This window comes from Streptomyces mesophilus (assembly GCF_011044995.1).
In the GTDB taxonomy this organism is placed as follows: domain Bacteria; phylum Actinomycetota; class Actinomycetes; order Streptomycetales; family Streptomycetaceae; genus Streptomyces; species Streptomyces mesophilus.
Map to the genome: position 1 here is coordinate 1 of NZ_JAAKZW010000417.1, position 2883 is coordinate 2883.

The 2883-nt window shown below is 75.0% G+C and carries 2 protein-coding genes; both read left to right on the forward strand.

Translation table 11 applies throughout. The features are described 5' to 3' along the window. On the forward strand, positions 1 to 619 hold a 619-nt coding region (locus G6045_RS40120), incomplete at its 5' end, for a hypothetical protein (RefSeq protein ID WP_165337179.1). Between the two features lie 268 nt (positions 620 to 887). Next, positions 888 to 2883 (forward strand): sensor histidine kinase (locus tag G6045_RS42290; protein ID WP_165337180.1); only part of this gene is annotated, 1996 nt, incomplete at its 3' end.

Genomic DNA, 2883 nt, shown 5'->3' on the forward strand with positions numbered 1-2883 from the left:
GGGCGGGATCGCCGCCGGGGTCGGCGGGCTGCTCGTCTTCGCCGCGGCCGGTCCGCTGTGGCCCTACGCGGAGAGCGACCTCCGCGACAGCGCGCTGATGGTGGGCAAGCTGGAGGACTCCACCATGTGGGCGGTCTACGCGACCCAGTTCGCCTTCACGCTCGCCGCGTTCGGGGCCGTCCTGTTCGGCGCCGGGCTGCGCCGCCGCCTGGAGCGGCAGTGCCCGGCCGGCAGCCTGGTACCGATGACCGCCTACCTCGGGATGCTGCTCGTCGGCGTGATGAACCTGGTCGGCACCGGTATGGGGACGGAGATGTTCCACGCCGTTCTGAACCGGGAGAAGACCGACCCCGACACGATCGTCGCCGGACTGTCCCAGCTCGGCACGTACGGCTGGCTGTGGACCGGACTGCTGCTCACGGCGGCGTCGCTCGCCGTGGCGGCGTTCCGGCAGGGGGCCGTCAGCCGGTGGATCGGTGTGGTCAGCGTCCTGTTCGGTCTTGGCCTCCTGGCGACGGCACTCGCTCCCCTCCAGTACATGGCGCTCTTCGTCGGAGCCCCGTACCTGCTGGTCATCGGTGCGGCGTTCGCCTTCGGGCGGGCCCGGGCCGAGGTCTGAGGAGCGGTGCCGCTCCGGTACGCGACCGTGGCCGGCGGTCCGGGGAACCTCCCGGGCCGCCGGGCACGGTCGCCCGGTCCGATGACAGCCCACCCCTGCACTGGGATCATCCCGCCGTGGGGGAATCCGTGGGGGAACCGTGGAATCAGTGACGGCGGCTACGCCGGGACGACCGGGCCGGGAAGCGGGAGACCCGCGGCGAGCGGTGCCCGGACAAGGTCATCCGGATCATGAGGAACAGGCGGGCGGCGCAGGGGACTCCGGTGCCGTGCCACCGGCCCACGGGCGGCCAGGCCAAGGCGACCACGACCTCGCCCGCCGCCTCGCCGCGTACTCCGTCCTCGCCCTCGCCTGGGGCCTCGCCGCCACCGGTCTCGTCCTGCTCGCCCGGTCGGACGCGGTGTGGTCCCCGGTGCAGTGGTACTTCGTCGTCGACACCGCCGACGCGGTCGTCTACGGCCTTGTCGGCGCCGTCGTGCTGCGCCGGCGGCTGCACCCGGTGGGCTGGCTGGTCGCGCTGACCGGCGTCGGCGGCGGGATCGCGGCGGTCGTGTCCCCACTCGCCGCCGAGTACCCGATGGACGTCGTACCGCCCTCGTGGACGATCCTGCAGAGCACGGCGTGGGTGCCGGGCACCCTCTCCCTGATGCTCGTCGTGCCGTACCTGGTGTCCGACGCCCGGTGGCCGCGCCCGGCCCGGCTCGCGCTGGGGGCCGGGGGACTGGTGATCGCGGGGACGCTCGCCACCCGGCTGACGGACCCGTGGCCGTGGCCGGACGCCCCCGGCTCCTACGCACCGCTCCCGGTCCGTGACGCGACCTGGGCGCGGCTCGCCGAACCCGTCAACACCTGGCTGACCGGAGCCGCCATCGTCCTGGGCCTGGCCGCCGCCGCGCACGCCGCCGTCCGCCGGTGGCGCGACCCGCAGGCGCGCGGGCTCGGCTGGCTGGCCATCGGCACCGTGCTGATCACCCTGACCTTCGTGCCCCTGGTGGTGTGGCCGCAGGGCGGCGGCCCGCGCGTCGAACTCCTCACCCCACTCACCCACCTCGCCTCCCAGGCGTTCTTCCCCGCCGCCGTCCTGGTCGCCGTCCTGCGTCAGCGCCTATGGGGTATCGACCTCGCCGTCAGCCGCACCTTGGTCTGGTCACTGCTCACCGGGATGCTGGTAGCCGGATATTTCCTGGTCGTCGCCGTCCTCGGCCTGGTCACGCCCGCCGACGGCGCGTTCACCCGGGTCCTCGCCACCGCCGTCCCGGCCGCACTGGTGCAGCCCGCGCGCGGCTGGCTCCAGCGCCGTGTCGACCGCCTGGTGCACGGCGAGGGCGCGACCCCCGCGCTCAGCCGCGTCGGCCGCCACCTGGGCAGCGCGGGCACCCCGCAGGAAACCTTGACCGGCATGGCGGAGAGCATCGCCGCCTCCTTCAACCTGGGCGCCGTACGGGTCCTCGACGCGACCGGAACCACCCTGGTGACAGTGGGCGAACCGGGCCCCCGCCCTGACCTCACCGACGTCCCCCTGATCGTGCGCGGACAGTACGCGGGCGCCCTGCACACCTGGCCACGCCCCGGCGAACGCCTCGACCGCCGCGCGCTGACCGCACTCACCGAGGTCGCCCCGGTGGTCGCAAGCGCGGTACACCTGGCCGCCGTCACCGCCGCCCTGCGCGAGTCCCGGGGCCGCCTCGCCGCCGCCCGCGACGACGAACGCAGGCTCCTGCGCCGCGAGTTGCACGACCAGCTCGGCCCCGCCCTCGCCGGCATCGGCCTGGGCCTCGCGGCCGTCCGCAACCTGCCGCCCGAAGCCGCCGACCCGCTCCTCGTACGTCTGCGGTCCGAGGTCGACGCCCGCGTCGAGGAGGTCCGGGCCCTGGCCCGCGGCCTGGTCCCGCCCGTCCTCGCCGAACTCGGCCTGATCGCCGCCCTGCGCGAACTGGTCATGCGTTACGAGGCGGACGGCCTCGCGGTCGTCGTCCGGTCCGCCGAGGACGTCCGCGAACCGGCCCCGGAGGTCGCGGGCGCGGTCTACGCGATCGTCGCCGAGGCCACCCGCAACGTCGTCCGCCACTCCGGGGCCCGCACCTGCGTCGTCGACGTCGTACGTACGGACGCCGGCACGGAGGGAAGCGGCGGCGGTCTCCTGGTGACCGTCGAGGACGACGGACGCGGGATGGACGGTGTGGCCGACCGGCCCGGCGTGGGAACCACCTCCGTACGCGAACGGGCCGAGGGGGTCGGCGGGACGGTCGTCTGGGGCCCGGGGG